The organism is Candidatus Zixiibacteriota bacterium (assembly GCA_029860345.1).
Taxonomy (GTDB): Bacteria; Zixibacteria; MSB-5A5; order GN15; family FEB-12; genus JAJRTA01.
Genome location: JAOUBJ010000005.1, coordinates 222,897 through 240,665, shown reverse-complemented (window position 1 = coordinate 240,665; position 17,769 = coordinate 222,897). Strand labels below are relative to the sequence as shown.

General features: G+C 55.3%; 9 protein-coding genes. 1 reads left to right on the top strand and 8 read right to left on the bottom strand.

All coding sequences use genetic code 11. The features are described from left to right. Positions 1-99: 99 nt before the first annotated feature. From OEV49_07380 to OEV49_07350, 7 genes are all read right to left on the bottom strand, one after another. A complete protein-coding gene (locus OEV49_07380) occupies positions 100-2,397 on the bottom strand; it encodes a C25 family cysteine peptidase (GenBank protein MDH3890892.1) in 2,298 nt (765 codons plus the stop codon). A gap of 101 nt (positions 2,398-2,498) precedes the next feature. Further along, positions 2,499-3,389: a hypothetical protein gene (locus OEV49_07375; protein MDH3890891.1), complete on the bottom strand. Its 891-nt coding sequence runs from the start codon at positions 3,387-3,389 to the stop codon at positions 2,499-2,501. Positions 3,390-3,657: 268 nt separating this feature from the next. Continuing rightward, positions 3,658-5,301 carry a hypothetical protein gene (locus OEV49_07370; protein ID MDH3890890.1) on the bottom strand — a complete coding sequence of 548 codons (1,644 nt, stop codon included), beginning with the start codon at positions 5,299-5,301 and terminating at the stop codon, positions 3,658-3,660. 244 nt (positions 5,302-5,545) lie between these two features. Next, a complete protein-coding gene (locus OEV49_07365) occupies positions 5,546-6,115 on the bottom strand; it encodes a hypothetical protein (protein ID MDH3890889.1) in 570 nt (189 codons plus the stop codon). Positions 6,116-6,245: 130 nt separating this feature from the next. Further along, positions 6,246-8,783 (bottom strand): hypothetical protein, encoded by a 2,538-nt coding sequence (locus OEV49_07360; protein ID MDH3890888.1) that lies wholly within the window; start codon positions 8,781-8,783, stop codon positions 6,246-6,248. 108 nt (positions 8,784-8,891) lie between these two features. Beyond that, a complete protein-coding gene (locus OEV49_07355; GenBank protein MDH3890887.1) occupies positions 8,892-11,126 on the bottom strand; it encodes a hypothetical protein in 2,235 nt (744 codons plus the stop codon). A 145-nt stretch (positions 11,127-11,271) separates the two neighbouring features. Continuing rightward, the gene (locus OEV49_07350; GenBank protein ID MDH3890886.1) at positions 11,272-13,155 is read right to left on the bottom strand and encodes a tail fiber domain-containing protein; all 1,884 of its coding nucleotides are present in this window, start codon (positions 13,153-13,155) and stop codon (positions 11,272-11,274) included. A 550-nt stretch (positions 13,156-13,705) separates the two neighbouring features. Here OEV49_07350 and OEV49_07345 point away from each other — a divergent pair. Continuing rightward, the gene (locus OEV49_07345) at positions 13,706-14,719 is read left to right on the top strand and encodes a hypothetical protein (protein MDH3890885.1); all 1,014 of its coding nucleotides are present in this window, start codon (positions 13,706-13,708) and stop codon (positions 14,717-14,719) included. Positions 14,720-14,869: 150 nt separating this feature from the next. Here OEV49_07345 and OEV49_07340 read toward each other — a convergent pair whose 3' ends face one another. After that, positions 14,870-17,764: a hypothetical protein gene (locus OEV49_07340; protein ID MDH3890884.1), complete on the bottom strand. Its 2,895-nt coding sequence runs from the start codon at positions 17,762-17,764 to the stop codon at positions 14,870-14,872. Between the last annotated feature and the right edge of the window lie 5 nt (positions 17,765-17,769).

The window sequence follows — 17,769 nt, the reverse complement described above, 5'->3', positions numbered from 1 at the left end:
GATGGCCTCTGTCGCCCTCACAATATTTGCGACAATCCACGTTTTTTCCAGTGGAATGTCGGCGTGACGGTTGGAGGGTCAGCCCTCCCAATCTACGATCTACGGACACGCCGGGGGCGGTGGACCTTCGTTGAACATGAAATCAACCAGAAAGACCAAATCGGCGATGTCCGCCTGGGTCGATGATGAACTATCGACATTACATTCTTCGGGGCATAGCGGTTCCGGACCGCCTGAGAACATGTAGTCAACCAGGTAAACCAAATCGGCGATATCGATCAGCGGTCCGATATCGTGATTGATATTCCCGCGCATCAGACAACAACAGGCATCGCCGACCCCGTCGCCGTCGGCATCCTCCTGAGCCGGATTGTAAACGAACGGACAGTTGTCCTCCGCACAGTCGCCATTGGCGAAGCCTGAATCGGCGTAGCCGTCGTAGTCGGAATCGACACAGTCGTCACAGGCGTGGCCGATACCGTCGCTGTCCAAATCCTCCTGGTGTGGATTTGCGACCTCGGAACAGTTGTCGAGACTGTCGCAAACGTTGTCGGCATCGATATCCGTGCAGGTATAGCCGTCCCGTATTGCCACCGTTGGATCCCCGAACAGATTCAACTGGTAGACGCACCATCGCATCGACGGTTCATCGATTCGATAGAGGTTGTCCTCCTTGGAGTCCTGGTTGGCGCGTCCCAATTCACGGATCGGATCGGTCGGGTGGTGCAGGGCGTCAACAAATTCTCGGTGAAAACGCTGGTTGGGTGCGTCGGTGGTCCCCCATGTTGTGCGAGAGGTGCCCCAACCGTAACGCGCATTCTGAATCGAGGCAAATGCTGCGTAGTCCGTCCCCGCCGTGGCATACTCCGCCCAACAGTCGGTCACATGATCGAACTCACCGCCGTGACAACCCTGTGAGTAGAGGAAGAAGAGGCCGTTGTTAGTCAGAGAGGCTACCTGGTAGGAGTACATCTTCAGTACGATCTGATAGTTGCAATGCCCCAGGTGATGAATCATGTGCCGTCCGTTTTCTATCTTTTGTACCAGACGCCACAATTCCCAACCGTTAGGCTGATAATCGTAGTCATAGAGTCTCTCGACTGTGTAAGCATCCGTCGGAATTCCATGGGTAAAGTAACCGTGATGGAAACTGGAATCGATCAACTCATCCACATAAGGCTGTGCAAACTCAACGTCGCCGCCGTAGCCCAGACGCTCACCGACCGTAAGGACGCGGTCGAGGTAAGGTTGTTGATTGGTGAGATAGGCAATTGTCTTGTGCACGACGTGCCCGACATCGGTGTTGTTATCGACTGTTGCCCGCCCGATGTAGACTTCCGCCATTAGGTCAACATCACCGCCCCCATCCCCATCGGTCGGCTCACCCCAGTATTGATCACCATCGTAGTTGTATGTACCGTCGAGGCAGCCAAAGTAGACATCCGCCGGCATGGCAAATTCGTACCATGGAGGATCGCCGTGGATGATCCCCACCCATGATTGTACAAACAGATCCTTGGCCGGAATGACATCGTCATCGGCGCCGATCAGGACGTATTGGATTCCGTCGGCCAGGTATCTTTCGCGGATGTAGTCGCGCACGTCGTCGGGGTCGTTGCTGCCGATATCGGCGATGGTATGAATCTCGGTAGGAATGCCGGTTGAGTCGTGGAAGTCCTTCAGCGGCTGAAAGGCGGCAGCGAGCGAAGGTGTGGTGAGTATCAGCAGATCATAGCTACGGTCGCCGCCTTTGGACGCTGCCTGATAGCTGGCCAGCGCTTCTGAGTTGTCTACGCGACGCAGGACTTCCTCCGTATCTGTCGACAACCCCCGAAGCATTTCAGTGTCAGCATTTCCGGGCGAAGTGAACACACTGACTGTCAGTTGCGTGTAGCCGGTGAGTTCTCCGGACAGTGGTCGGTATGTCACCGGGTGCAGTTTCAAGACCAGTATCCGGTAACCGCGAAACAGATAGGTGCCCACCGCAGTATGTCGACGCACGGGAAACGGATTGTCGCTCGCATAGATTTTGGCGTCGGGTCGTGGCGGGGATGATCGTGTGGCGACAAGCGAATAGGGTACAGGCGCCATAACCGGTAGCACTCTGTCGTTGGATCGCAGACGTCGGGGATTCTCCGCTACAACAACGACACTGTCGAGCTTGTGACCATTCGGCAGGAGAATACGGGCAGCGCCGACCGGCAGCGATGGTTCGCCGATCTGCCCACCGGACGGTGCACCGGCAACCGTTACCCGGTCAAAAGTTACCACATTGTAAGTCAGCGTTTCTATCTGCGGCGCGGCAAACCGATAATCCTGATCGATGCGATCCGCGACAATCGTTGGAGCGATCAGGAGAGTTGTGAGGGAAACTCCGAGCAACACAAATCTGGACATGACACCTCTTGAGTCTTCGTGGACCTCACACCCAATATAGTGGATGCCCGTGGGGTGTCAAAGGATTTGCCCATGCATACTGTTTGTTGCTCTCAATGCTCTCAGCACGGCACCGGTGGCGGGCCGCCGGTGAACATGTAGTCGACCAGGTACACCAAGTCGCTGATGTCAAAAGCGCCACTTGCGTTCACGTCCATCTCGCCGCCGCATATCGGAGGGGGACCACTGGTAAACATGAAGTCGACCGTGAACACCAGGTCGGCGATGTCAATCTGCGTTGATCCGCTGTGATCGATATCGCCTCGGATTTCGCAGCAGTAACCCTGGCAGGCGTCGCCTATGCCGTTATAGTCCGAGTCATCCTGGTTGGGATTGTACGTGCCGTCGCAGTTGTCACATCCGCAGTAGACGCCGTCGCCATCCGGATCACCGCACGGGATGATCTCAATTTGATAACAATATGGCCCGCCCCATCCGGGTATAAAACTTCCTCCGGCAGACCAGGCCCAGGTGCCGCCGGGAGGGTACCACGAACTATCGATGCAAAGGGTGCCACCGGCCTCACCATCCGCAATCGGTCCGACCGCCAAGAGAAATACGACGGAGTCATACCCATCCGGAAACCCGTCACTGAACAGTCTGGACCCATAGAATCCGACGATATCCGTTCCTGAGCCGGATGCCCCGTCGTCATAGACCCCGCAGGTAAGATCAAACCAGTCCATGCAAGGAATAAGCCAGGCGCCGGTGGCATTGGTCCACGTGGCGCCGTCGGGAGAATAAATCTGGAAACCATTCGTCATACCTGTAATCGAACTTCCCGTTTCATTGGTAAGGCGGAATGTAAAGATCACCTGAGTGCCGGTGCAGAGATACTCATCCGGTATGTTCTCCCAACTGCCGATGACCTCCTCCAAACTGATTCCGGACTGCGCAAATGATGATGACAGCAATAGCGCAACGGTTATTGCAGTGATGCATATAGTTTTCATGAATCCTCCTCTGTCCAGGTGTGCTTCGCGACACCTGCAATATACCAGACAGAGACGTCCATGTCCAGACGTTTTAGGGGGCTTCGATGTTGCGCGGAGCATCGTTTATTCATGCTTCGACTGGGCTCAGTAACCGTAGGTCGAAACCCGCCTTCGGCGGTCCTAAAAGGCATTTATGCCCTTCGGACCAGAGGTTTCGACCTACCTGCTACCTGCCCTCAACATGACGTTGATAAGGCGCGAGGCGCAAAAAGTGATTTATCACCTGTTATGTACAAGCCGGGGGCGGGGGGCCACCGGTGAACATGTAGTCGACCAGATAGACCAGATCGGAAATGTCAATCGGCGCTACACTGGAGCCGTCCACGTCCCCTTCCGTGAAACAAGGTGGTGCGTAACCGCCGGTAAACATGTAGTCGACCAAGTACACGAGATCGGAGATATCGATAGGCGTACTGCCTCCGCTGTGGTCGATGTCGCCTCGGTTGGCACAGCACATAGAACCCTTGTCGAACCAAGCCTGTCTGTAGTCGGTGCTACTGATGTAGGCGATACCGTGCTCACCAGCGCCGATATACTCTATGTCCGACGACCCGGTGATCCAATGATCGGCATACGCCGTGGGTGATGCACTCGCAAGGGATGGGTTATCATACGGCCGCCACTTGTATCGACCGACTTTAGTAAACGTTGTTCGTTTGCCGTAAGCCAACGCCACACCACCACCATCTCTCATGGTGAGGTCCGGCTCGTACCTGTTGGCATCGCTTGCTGTGACAGCCTGGGTACCCCAGTTAACACCGATATCATCGCTGTAGGCACCCATAAAGAAGGTCGTACTAGCGGTGCTGTAGTAAGTTTCATATACACAAATAATATCGATTCCATAAAGACCAATGGCAGTCGCGTCCGGAGTACTATTCGGTACCCCGTTACTGTAAACTTGAACAAACCGCGACTGCGTTAACTCATATCGACAGATCTTCATGATGTTGCTCTGGCTATAGTATGATATAAACACGGGGAACCAATCCGAATGCGACGCGACCACATCAAGACCTCTGTCACAGTCGGTGATACTGGTGTTCAGCCCGAAGGCCGTTTGCGCAGTAGGATCAAATCGATACAGCGTCAGTTCACGGGTCAGATGTCTTATCACCACGTAGAGATAATTCGTCCCGGCGTAGTCATCGTTGGTTACGATTTTCACGTCGCCGAAGTCACCGTAATGGAGCGTAAGCTCAAACACGCCGGCGGACCAATCTTCTTTGTGTCCGGTATCCCAACGGTAGCGCATAACTTTGATCGCGTTGTTGTGAATGTACGTCACATAGCAATAGTCGTTCAACATAGCCGCTGAGATTGACTGGAAAGCCGAACCCGATACTATGAATGTCTTTTCATACCAGTTGAGGCCACCATCGGTGGATCGGACGGAGAACATCTTGTTGGTGACACCTTCGCCTTCAATTAGTATTATCCCAATCAGATTGCCCGACGTTAGGTGCGACTCATATTCTATTTGGAGAACCGAATCACGACTGCTCATCAGCACATCTGTTCCGAATTTGTCGGGTTGGGTTGTCGGTACCGGTGTACGCCAGACGCCGTAAAGTGAAGCCAATTTCAAATCGGTCAACAAGGCGAGTTGGTTGAACAACTCAAGCGCGGCATCAAATTCACCTTTGTTCCAGCGCTCTTCGATCGCCCGGGCAATGGCCAGGGCTCGTTCGCTTGCATACTCTTCGAGGATTAGTTCGATTACGGCGTTTTGCTTCTCCGCAAGCGGCATCTGTAATAAGCTGTTGGCAATAGACAGGGCCATCTGTGAGCCCTCGGCATTGGCTGGTGAGACTCCACTCGCCAGTAGTACCGATACCACTAAGGTCGAAATAATCATCTTTGTCTTCATGAGCACTCTCCAGCGGAGTAAGTTCTGTGTCTTCGTATTGTGATAGCCGAATCTTCAGATTCGGATTTTGTGATATCTGCAGGGCGGGACCCTCATAGTGGTTCCGCCATTGGTTTGCGGCAGACCGTAGGGCAGCATCCCTGCGATGCCGCCGAAGATGGCAGGATCACAGTCCGCCGCGGCGGACTGCCCTACTCACCAAGTGATATCTCAGCGCGAGGCGCAAAAAGTGATTTATCACCTGTTATGTACAAGCCGGGGGCGGGGGGCCACCGGTGAACATGTAGTCGACCAGATAGACCAGATCGGAAATGTCAATCGGTGCCACATTACTGCCGTCGACATCACCCTCTTCGAAACAGACGGGCGCGGGACCACCGGAGAACATAAAGTCGACCAGGTAGACTAAGTCGGATATGTCAATAGCGTCACCCGGATCGTAGTCGACATTGCCTCGTATCGCACCCATGCAACAGCCGCCACCGCCGGTGGTGAAATCCTGCCAGTAGCCATGGCGCAGACCGTAGTTGTCGGAACTACCTTCGCCGACGGTAAGCTGTCCGGCGGTTCCTTTGAGATTGTAACTGGCCGAACTGCCGTCAGTGCCGCCAGAAGCGATTACCTGCCAGTTAATCTCTTCGCCCGCTCGTGCTTTGATAGCCACCCGCGCCTGCTCAATCATCTGATCGACATCGGCCAACTGTGTCTTGCTGATAGGCAGGTCGGACTTATTGCCGGACTTTTCAGCTGCGACGGTGAGGCCAAGCGCCGACACGGCTACCACGACGGTGAGGATGATCAGGAGTTTTTTCATTGCTGCACCTTTATATGAGACAAATATCCTATTCTTTTTGAGCTTCCACATAAGATACTCCAAAACCGGTTTTCGTCAACCCTGTAGTGGCCGGACCTGCGGCCGTACTTGAGTAACTTGTTGGTTTTGGTCATTTCTGTTTCTTGTCTTTTCCCGGACTCCTGGTCAAGTTGGGAGTCGGCCCATTCTGTGAGACTCTCTCTTCCGAGTGGATAGCACGGTCGTTGTCCAGGCCATACACTTCCGGGTGCAGGTATTTGCCCTGTTCAAACGGCAACTTGTCCACTTCAACTTCGATCGGGTGCTGCTGGGCCCAGGGGTCTTGACGGATACCGGTTACCTGCCAGGAAACTTCGACGTTAGGTTTGTCAGTCATTATGACAAAATGATTGTCCCGGATTTTCTCCTGGACAATGGCTTGTGCAAACTGGCCGATCACGGTCAGTTGGTATCGGAAGTCTCTGTTCAGTGTTTCGAAGTAGTCCGGCATTTCAACGACAGCCCGGCCCTCGGCATCGGTGACGACGTTGCCGTTGTAGACATTCATCATGTCCGGAGACTCTATGAACGAATGTTGCAGGTACTTATTCTCAGGGTCCATTGGGTGATCTATCTTGAAACTGCCGCCGGTTTTGGAGAGCGTGCCCTGGACATGAACGTCGCCCTGGAAATAACCGGCATAGTGGGTTGGAGCACTACCGTTGTTAAAGGCGTGGATACTATGGTTGACCGATCCGTTCCAGGAATCGCAGTAAATCCCGTAGTTGGTGCCGTCACCGGAGGCCAGGAATTCACCGCCGCGCTTTTGTCCTGAATTTTGATCGGCAAAGCCGCTTACACCGATATTGAAACTGGGTGAGTTCGAGGCGTGACCATAAACGCCGTAACTCCAATCCGAAATGGAGAGTTCTGAGTAACCGGCCACACCATAACTGCGGTCGCCCTTACCGTTGGCGGTACCGCGAACGCCGGTTGCACTATAAAAGCTGCCGATGTTATTGTTCTCGGCCAGGCCATCGACGCCAATAGCGTGTGTTGTTGCTGTGTCCGCGTGACCGTAGACGCCGGTTGCAAAATCGCTGGACCCTGCCTCGCCATGCACACCAATATTGTTGCCTATAGTACCACCGACTACTTCGGCGAGGACACCCGTATAGTCAACACCGGCATACGATCCTCCGGGTACTACCTTGGCCTCTAACCCGCGAAAGCCACCTTCAAAGTGACCACCGATTCCCCAGTAATCCTGCGGGGCGGACTTGCCGTAGACCGCGTATGCATCCTCGCCGTCGGTTCCGGTGTACTCGGCATGGACAACGCCTGAGTCCGTTGCTGCGGTGTTGGTGGTGAACATTGCAGCGTGAGGTTGCTCCGCTTCGACATGCAGCTTGGCTTCGGGCGCTACTGTTCCGACGCCGACTTCATCGGCGTCAGTGTCCAAACGCACAACCGCGCCGTCGTCGGTCCAGCCACCACCGCCGCCGCCACCCCCACCAGCGGACCAACTGAGTTGACCACTACCATTGGTGGATAACACTTGTCCGGATGATCCATCGACCGACGGGAATTCGTAGCCGGTCGCTTCGTCGCCGAAACGAATGTGCGGCATGTCTACCATAAAAGTCGAATCGGCGTTTAACGTACTTTGGATTCCGAACAGGTAAGAGTAACCTGCCGACGCATTTATCGTGTCCCCCCAGCCACCGGGTATCGAGGAGAAGTCTGCTTCAACAACATTTTCTGCACCACCCAGTATGGATGAGTACTGACCACTCGCTTTGTTCACCCAGCCGCCTGCAATGGTTGCTGCCTGGTTGGATGCCTGATTGAAACGTCCACCGCCCACGGCTGCATAGTTTCCGTTGGTGGTGTGTTGAAAGCCACCGGCTATCACGCTGTGGTCGCCAGGTGCGCTGTGATTCTGTCCGCCGCCTATGAAGGCATTGGTTCCGTTTATCGTGTTTGACTGACCACCGGCAATGGTTGAGTAGCTGTTCAAGACAGCGTTAAACTGGCCACCGGCTACAGTTGCGCCACTACCTGAGGCTCTGTTTGACCGTCCGCCGCCAACGGTGCCGTAGGCGCTGTCTACGTCATTGGTCCCACCGCCTGAGATGACGCCATGGTCTCCTGTTGCGGTTATTTCATTTCCATTGCCGCCGCTTACGACAGCATCATTGCCGGACACTGTATTGCTATTGCCTAAAACAAAAGCGTTGTTGCCGCTGTTGGTATTAAAGGTCCCGGCGTTTAGCTTGCCGGTTATCTCACCGCCCGTAGCTCCATCGACTGTAGAAATACGATGCGCAAACGGCACCGAAACCAACTGAGTGTAAGGCAGTGATTCTCCAGCGACGTTGATGCCTAACCATCGCTCCGGATCGGTTAGCTTGATATCGACAATCGGGGTGATCGAACCCAGTTTGACGTTAAATTGACCGTCGATAACCGCAACCGTCGGATGAACCTCGGTCCAGTTGCAGGCCGAGCCGACCGAATCGGCACAAATACTGAAGGCGATTTGGACCGTATCGGTAACAGGGTTCCCGCCAGAATCGGTCAGATACCCCTGATAGCTGAACATCGACGGCACATCGGCCATCGCGCCCACGGTTAAGATCAGAACAACGGCCAGCCCAGTTAGACCACTCTCTAAAAGACCTCTCATGTCATCCTCCTCGGATGGTTTACAAGAACCGGTAAGTAATTCATTGACGCGTATTTGACCCTAAATATAGGCGTAAATGGCGTTTTTGTCAATGCAGACCTATGGGCTTTAATTCAGACTGACCAGCACCTTGATTATTCCCGTACCTGCGCTCAACGATTCAAGCGCCTTGCCGACCACGGTCCCGGTCTTGGGGTCTTCATCACGCATCGAATGGCCGGGCGTGGACGAGGTTACCAAGAGATCGCCGACTTGAATCGGTCCGTTCTCCGCGCTCACTTTGCAGGGTACAATCCCGACAACGGCAAGCGGTACTTCATCCATCTCAGCGGCCAGTTCGAGCACCGGTGTGTATTCCAGATCGGTGTCGTCGGCTTCGTTGCCACTCTTTCCGGACCTGGCCAGTTCGATTGCATCCCAGTCATGTTCGGATGCCATGTAGCCCGGGGAGGTGCTGAAGATTCCGGCCACCAGAGTCGAGCGCGGTTGTGTTGACATTACAATCGACCGCGGACTGTTCGGATCGATGACCATAACGTCCCCGGCTTCGACCGAGTGAGCGCCGGAGCTTACATGTATCAGTTCGGCGAAGTCGGCGCCGCCGCCGGTGAAGGCGCCATCGGCTGTGACATCGCCGTCACCGTGCACGCGGAATTCTATGTCACTGCCGCGCTCGCATTCGATGTATTGGATAGTTGTGGCCGACCCGCCGACCTCGATCTGAAGAACATCGCGGCCACTTGAGGTGATATCGACCGATGCATTCAGGTCAAGCATGACGTTCCCCGAACCGGTGAATTCATTGTCGATAGCCAACGCTTTTCCGTTCGGGTTGTCCGTGCCCAGCCCCACTCCACCGGCAGCACGAACGATGAAAACATTGGGGGCGTGGGAATCGAAGAGGGCGTCGGTACTGTCGGCAAACACGAAGGTCCCCGCTTGTTCGGCAAAGGCGTTCCTGCCCATAGCGACGGAGTAATTGGCTCCAATGAAGGTTTGGGAATGATCACCGACCGCAAAGGAACTCTCTCCAAAACTCAAGCAGAAGTTCCCCAGTGCAACGGCATAGGGGCGGCCTGCTATGTTGTCCCGTCCGACTGCCATGGAATAATCTGCTTCAGCGTGGGTGGTGTTGCTTAGACCGGCCAACAATGAGTAAGCACCGCTGGCTTCATTGTTCTGACCTCCGGGTATGGCTGCCCGTGACCCGTCGGCAGTGTTACCATTCCCGCCCCCGATGGCTGCCTCTGTGCCGTCGGCTTCATTGTTCTGGCCCCCTGCTATCGTTGCCATGAACCCAGACGCGATGTTTCCGGAGCCGCCACCTACTGATGAGTATTGATCGCTCGCGGAGTTGTTGTAGCCACCCGCGATCGTTGCCGTGTAACCCGAGGCGATGTTGTCCCTTCCTCCACCGACTGTGGTCCGCCCGGAGGTGGCCCCATTTCCGGCTCCACCGCCAACTGTTGAGTAGATACCCTCGGCATAATTGGAGTCGGCCGGGACATCGCTTCCGCCACCGGCAATCGTGGAGAAGTCCCCTCGAGCGTAGTTGTTTCGTCCACCGCCAACAGTTGAGGCTTCCCCGGAAGCATCGTTGTGTGAGCCGCCGCTGATAGTGCTGCGCTCACCTGTAGCTTCGTTGGTCGAGCCGCCTCCGACTGTAGCCCGGCTGGCCGAGGCTGTGTTGCTCTCACCACCGGCGACCGTCGAAGCAAGCGTTCCCGAGGCGGTGTTGCCAATTCCACCACCGACGGTACCGACGGTGGCTGAAACAGTGCTGCTCCGGCCACCCGCGATCGTAGACTGCGTACCTGAAGCATCATGGCCGGTACCGCCGCCAACCGTAGACTGATCACCTGAGGCAATGTTGCCGTCACCGGCCACGAAGGCGTCGGCGCCACTGTTGGTGTGGCCGGGACCAATCGTAACTTTACTGGTAATGTTGCCCCCACTGGCGCCGTCAACAGTAGCGGTGCGAAATGAATATGGAACCGTTACCATTGCCGTTCGCGGGCTGATCTCCGGGTCCACGCCAACTTTGATTCCCAGGTAACGGGTACTGCCGTTGAAGACGGTGTCCAGAATCGGGTTGATCGATCCAAGCAGGACCGAAAACAGACCGCCCGACGTGTTTACGTTTTGGGTTTCAGTCCATTTGGAATTACCGGCCGCGGCAGCGTCGTAGATTGTGAACACGACCGAGTAGGCGGCATCGGCAACGGGCTCACCGGCATTGTCCAACAGAAGACCTTGGTAGTTGATGGCTGTTGGGACAGCGGCTGATGTCGATGCTGTCAGAAAAACAGATAGCAGGCTCGTGACTAAGAGAGTTTTGCGCATTGGGTTTCCTTGCAAGCTTGGGTCCTTTGATTTCTTAGTAATGGTGTTATTGGGTCAATAAACTCCATATTCTGCGTGTGCGAATGACACACTCCGGCCAATTTCATTCGTTCCCTAAAGTGTGGTGCTTACATCGTGGCGATCATCATCGCGATTCCAGTTGTTCGATACGTCGCTTCAGTTGTTCGTTCTGTTGCTTGAGTTCTTTGATTGCTTCCACCAACAAAGGTGTCAGGCGTCCGTAGTCGACCGACTTTAGATTATCGCCCTCACCCAGCACTACTTGTGGCACGACCTGTTCAACTTCATCCGCAAGGAAACCTAGCTGCCGCTCGTCAGAGAGTTTGAGTTCGGGATACTCGTCCCGCCTCATGTCATAGGTAACTCCGCGCAGCGCAGACACTTTGTCCAGAGCGCCTTGAACCGTTTCGACATTGGTCTTTACTTTGGTGTCTGTCAGGGCTGTAATGTTACCTGTAGCGATAATGTTGCCCACCACGTAGAGCGCTTCGGTCGGTGCATCGGTGTTAATGCCAACCATGCCGCCGTCGCTGCTGTTGGCTGTCATCACGATATCAGGAATAACATCAGCCGGTCCCCCAAACAGGCTCAGGGAGGCCTGAGCAGAGTCGGTGTGAATCTCCACCTTGTTGCTGTCATTGCCACCAAAGGGAGGCATGAAGTCGTGAGCGACGGTGAGGCTGGCTTGAGCCTCCTCAGCGATCATTCGCAAGGCCGAGTTGCCGTCTGTATTATCCGACTCTGCTCCAGCCAAACTGAAACGTCCACCCATGGCAGAACTGAGCATTTCAAGCTGAGGCTCGGCCGGTGGTTCCGGCTGCGGGTTGAACATGAGGAGACCTATGTTACCGCCGATATTTGCGTCCTTGGCTCCGCCCAGATCAGTTCCGATAGCCAGCCACGGCATGGCCGGTGGTTCCGGCTGGGGGTTGAACATCAGCATACTGGCGCCGCTACCGGGTGTGGTGTTGAGCAGAATGGCAGCGTCGGACGGATCGGCCGGCGGTTCCGGTTGCGGATTGAACATGAACATGCTCACCCCGCTGGTCGGCCCTGTGCTTATGGCCATCGTCGAACTGTGGGTTGGTCCGCCCGGAATGTGGTTGATGTTGATTTCCGCTCCGGATGAACTGGTCATCACCTCAACAGCATTGGAGTCGTTACTCGAGGCCGACTTGCTGCTCATAGCCAATAGACCACCCTGGCTCGGAGCGGCGCCGAGGTTGATTTCGGTCATCGAGACAGGCTCCGTCATGACCAAATCCGGACCGACATTCGATGTGATATCGACCGACGATCCGCCATTATGCCGCTGCATAAACAGTCTGGCCTTGTCGGCATCGACCGCCAATTTGAGGCCCGGTAAGCTGTCGCAGGGATCTGCAGGATCTGTATCCATGCTCAGATTGAGCTCCACTAACTCGGTTTCCACTGTTCCCTCCATGCCGCCGCAGGTGTCGTCTTCCCCCGCAGCTCCGGGCACAAACAGCTTCCATTTGGAAACGAGTGAATCGGCACTGAGGCGGAAGCCGGGGTACATGGGTCCGCCGACTACTCCCGGCTCGGGCGGGTGCATCTCAAGCAGTCCCGGCCCGGTCAGAATGTCGCCGCTCACCCGGTGGGTATTCATCGCTTGAGGCACCGACGTTATCTGAGTCCTCGGAGTGAACGGACCGTTCCCATCGACATCAACCTCGAAGAAGACATCAAAGGCGGATTGAGCACCATACCAACCATCACTAATCGGGTCTATCGAACCCAGAAGCAGGTTGAAGGCGCCATTTGTAACTAACACATTGGGATGAGTCTCTTCCCACAGTTTCGTTCCGCCCAATGAGTCATCGAAGAAAGCAACGTGTAGCGAGTAGTTGCCATCCGCCACCGGATCACCCCCGGCGTCTGTGAGTACTCCCTGATAGCTGACTACAGCAGCCGAGATCGGTGGGGCCATCGCCAATACGGTCACCAGGACGATTAGACCGGTTAAACCAAGGTTACGATATTTCATGGGTATGTCTCCAGTGTGTTGCCATGCGGAAAACTGTTATCTTGCGGATAAGTACAACGTCCAGATTGATCGCATTAGACCTGATCATAGTGCGTTAGTCCAATGCGATCAGAAATGGTTCGGTTTTTTCTAAAGGGGCTAGACCACCGGTGGCTCCTTTAGGTGATTACAAACGCTGCTTACAGTATCTGGTTTTCGGGCGTCAATAGGGCGTTTTTCGATTGCTTCTGTGAATATAACCCAAACCTATAAATGTGTCAACATGGATTCGGTTAATCCGATAAGCGCTCCCAGAAACTCAAAAACCGCTTGAAAAAGCGACCGTTTTTTACTACTTTGGAGTCACGAGGACATTCTCACCCGCCTGGAGGCTTGGGTATTGTCCTCTTGTCTGATTTGACAAGCACTGTCTTACGTTTTTGAGCTTTCGCTCGCCCGTGGTCCCACAATATCACTGGGCTGCCGGCAATTGTTAATAGACGAAGAAATAATATCGAGAGAATCGTCTCCCGTGAGGCTGAACGGTACTTTGACTTTTTAGGAGGAGAGAATGATGAGTAATAACAAACTATTGATCGGCGTCATCGCAGTTTTGTTGACACTGACTTTTACACCTGTCGCCCGGGCTCAGATGTGCGGCGACTTCAACGGCGACATGATGGCCAGTATACCGGACTTCATCGCCGGCTTGAATTATCTGTATCTCGACGGCGACCCACCGGCCGACTATGACTTTGCCGATTGCGACGGCCATGAGATATACACCATCAACGACTGGGCCGTACTTGTTCGCATGTTGTTTGTGTTGGGCGCACCGGCACAGTGTCCACCGACCAATTCGCCCTTGGGCGGAACGACCAACGGGAACATCTTCCTGCACACTTTCGAGACATCTTTTCCGGCCGATGAGTACTTCCCACAGGGTGAGGACGAATTCGCCGTGCACTTTCATCTGACCACCGACACCGAACTGACCGTAGCCTCTCTGGCTTTCAATATCAGAGTTGGCGGCCAGATTCCGACCATCGACTCAGTCACCCTGCCTGAGGGAAGTAACACCACCTTTCAATATGTAAGCAAGGTGGATCACACTGACGGCAAGGTCTCAATCGGGTTGATCTCCATGCAACCGGCGCACAACATTCCTCCCGGTACTTACGAGTATGGCTATGTGCATCTGACCATGCCTTCTCTTCCGCTGGTGTGGCGACCGATCGAGATCGAATGGGATTCGTTGTCGCCGTCACAAACCGAGGGATACTCACACTATCCGTTTGCAGTCGGCGATGACGACGGAGAGCATTGGACGCCGACAATCGCGCGCTTTCCTTGTCTGGGTGCCGGTCGTGGCGATGCCGATTACAATGGTTCGGAGATAGTTGATATCTCAGACCTGGTCTACCTGGTTGATTACATGTTCACCGGGGGCGGGCCGCCCAAGTGCTTTGAAGAGGTCGACCTTGAAGTCAACCTGCAACTGGACATAGGTGACTTAGTCTATCTGGTAGACTACATGTTCAACGATGGACCACCACCACCGCCATGCCCGGACGAAGCACCGTGATCGGTCGCCGATGAGTGTTTGGTGCTGTCAGGTGAACCGCCTGACAGCCGTCTGGTTGGTGCCGGGGCGTCGGGCGGGGTCGCCCAATGCCACCACAGTGATGCTTCGGTAGCATACTTCGACTCCGCTCAGCATGAGGTGGTGGAGATATTACCTTTCGCTTCGCTTGCGGTTCGTCTCGTCCAGCAGTTTCCGGTCGCGTTCCCTCCCGGCATCTCCTTGTTTATGCAGACGGTGACCGATGCCCGCTTCTTCTCCGTACCCAAACGCTTGCGGGTCTTGGTAGGCACCCACTTCGATCTCCGGTTTGTCCATTACAGTTGGCTGCCGATGAGCTATCGCCGAGGCATCTTTGCGCACACCGGTCACCTGCCAGGACACTTTTGATCCCGGCATGGCGCCGCCAATGACAAATCGGTTGCCTACAATCTCCTCGGCGATGTACAGGTTGGGCCCCGGAGCACCTATAGCCGTCAGTTGATAGCGAAAGTCGGTGTTAAGCGCCTCGAAGTAGTCGGGAAGAGTCACTACCGCCTCGCCGGTGGAACCGACCGTGACGTTACCGTTGTAGACGTTCATCATGTCCGGTGAGGCAACGGTGGAATGCTGCAGATATCTATTCTCCGGATCGAGAGGATGATCGATTCGTATCGCCGACTTGCCACCATACAAAGTACCGCTGATGCCAACGTCGCCTTCAAAATACCCAGCCCAATCCGATGCACCCAACGGAGCCTTGGCATAGATACCGTAGTTCCGCGCGGCGCTATCGGCCTCGCAGTATGCTCCATAACTGACATCGTCCGCAATAGCATAAGCATAGAACCCATAGGCGGTATCACAGTCCTCGACGTCAGTGTAGACGCCATAACAGTTTTCCAGGTTAGATGGTCCATTTCCGCCGGCAAAGGAATATACGCCGTAGTTGGTGACCCCATAACCATTGACATCGGCCGCCTTGGCATACAGGCCGACGTTTAGTGACGCTCCATCGGCGTCTGCGATGATTGCCTCGTTGACCGCATTCCCGCTACTCATTACCGACCCGGTAATGCCGAAGTAGATTCCAGTCGGACCCGACCCTCCGAGGTCCCGGACAGCTCCATCTACGCCGAAGACCATAAAGTTCGGGCCCGGGTCCAAAACGTAACCGGCAACACCGGTTTGCCCACCCCTAAAGAGACCTCCCGTGCCTATACTATCTTCGGCTATACAGATAGACCTAACGCCGACGGCGGATAAACTGGTCGGCACGGGTCCGTGGTATTCCACGTGCAGGACAGCAGAGTCTGAGTTGGTAAGGGTGTCGACCTCAAAGTAGCTGGTACCGTCAAGGACTTGCAAGTCTCCGAGGAAGGAGCCCGCAACGCCTCCATCGGCATTGGCTGCAACCAGTCCAATGCTGGATGCATCTGAAACCGAAATATGGCCACCCCATGCAGCCAACCCATCAGCGTGGGCTGACAGGCCGATGCCACCAAACGGAGCGGCGGCAACAACGCCGGTACCGATTCCCTGGGCAATTCCTTCGACGCCGACGTTAAAACCTTCGCCCCGTACACCGGCCCCAACGCCCAGGTTTATTCCTTTGACACCACCGTGTAGAGTATCAAGGCTGCCGGTTTCGCCATAGACGCCGTTCCCGTCACCCTCGCTTCGCCCGGTGATGCCGGTTCCTGCGGCGTTGTAACCATACACGCCGCTCTTGCCCGAGACGCCCGACCATCCAACGACACCGTCGTTTTCATCGCTCAACCCATGTATTGCAGTCCCGGCACCGGTTCCGCTATTGGCGATGAAGAAGGCCGGCCCGGGGTCGGTAATTGTACTGCTGTAGGGCAGGCTCAGCCCGCCGCCGGGGCTTGCCAGGGCGTAGCCGGCCGTGTCGGCATAAGTCGCCATCGGAGCGAATCCGGCGCTGTCGGCATGTACTGCATGGCCGGCATACTCCGATGCCTCGCTATGCACTGCTTCATGCGAGAACCCGGCTGTGTCGGCATTGGTGGCGTGAGCAGCTTCATGTGCAAACCCGGCCGTATCCGCGTGCAATGCATGTCCGGCATTCTCAGACATTTCGGCATGTGCAGCTTCATGCGTATACCCGGCCGTGTCGGCATTGGTGGCGTGAGCAGCTTCATGTGCAAACCCGGCCGTATCCGCGTGCGTTGCATGTCCGGCATTCTCAGACATTTCGGCATGTGCAGCTTCATGCGAGAACCCCGCCGTGTCGGCATTGGCGGCGTGAGCAGCTTCATGTGCAAACCCGGCCGTGTCGGCATTGATTGAGTGCCCGGCCTCTTCGGCTGAGTGAGATACCGCGGCCAAACCTGCACTGTCGGCATAGCGGGTATTGCTCGTGTCGACAAGGGCGTCGACCCATGCGCTGTCAATATCAAGACCGACATCACCGGTCTCACCGCCGCCAAGCAGACCGTTCCCGGCATGGACCGCAGAAATGTCACCGCTTCCCCCAGTTCCGATTTCATCGTCGGCTGGTATCCAGGCCGAGCCGTTCCATTTCATGATTTGATCGAAGCTGGCTCCGTTTTGGCCAATGTCTGAAAACAAAACGGTCCCGTCGGCGATTTCGTTCGTCGTCACACAGTCGGAACAAGTGATGTCTTGAGCGATTGCGGCAACGGTTGCCGTATCGGCCGTGTTGGCATAGAATGCAAAGGCCACAGAACTGATCTGTGTGCGCGGCACCGCCTCCGGATTGGCATCGACAGTGATCCCCAAATACGGTTCACTGGTCGGTCCGAAAATGTCCGCCGGAATAGGATTGGTCGACCCCAGTTGGTAATCGAACAGCCCGTCCTGCACCTGTACGGTCTGGAAACCGGACCACCAAAGTGAGTCATCGCCGGTCTCGCTGCCGTAGATTTTGAAACTGATCTGATACGGTCCATCGGCCACCGGACTTCCACCGACGTCCAACAGCCGACCCTGGTAATTGATCAACGGCGGTACATCGGCACTTGCCGCGGCGACAAACAACAGGCAAATGAGGGTCAACATAGCGGTTGTATAAGTGTGGTGTTTCATGGCAA